The sequence below is a fragment of the Vibrio sp. 03_296 genome, from assembly GCF_002265885.1.
The window spans coordinates 1-565 of sequence record NZ_NPKW01000527.1; the positions used below are offsets into that span (position 1 = coordinate 1).

Sequence of the window (565 nt, forward strand, 5' to 3'; positions counted from 1 at the left end):
TGCTCAATGGTGTTTTGTTACAAAAGTTGTTGGGTGAATAAAGCACCTGTCAATCAACCAGTTACATAGGTTACAATTGGGCTGTGTTTACACAGCCCTTTTTACATCTGAAGGAAGTCACGCGCGCACCATGGAAATAATTTTGATAACCACCGCTTTTGTGGCGGGCTTTTTAGCACTAAAGTGCAACTTACCTCCACTTGTCGGTTTTCTGCTTGCGGTTTGCGCTGCATGTCATTTGGTTTGAAAGTAATCTAACGATCACCACACTCGCCGATCTTGGGGTGACACTACTGCTCTTTACCATTGGTTAAACTGGAAATCAAACCCTACTCTCTAAAGAGATATGGGCAGGAGCGACCGCTCATAACCTTCTGTCGACATTACTGTTTACCGCAGCGTTTGTTGGACTAAAATTTCTCGGGATTTCTTCTCTGGCAGAGATGGAAACTGGCCACCTAGTCTTGCTTGCCTTCGCACTCTCCTTCTCCAGTACCGTTTTTGCCGTGAAATCATTACAAGAAAAAGGCGAAATGAACGCCACTTACGGCACGTTAGCGATTGG

General features: G+C 45.1%; 1 pseudogene. It reads left to right on the plus strand.

The window, feature by feature from the left end:
- Positions 1–130: 130 nt before the first annotated feature.
- Positions 131–565 (plus strand): annotated as a pseudogene (locus tag CIK04_RS25940) (cation:proton antiporter); the annotation flags it as partial.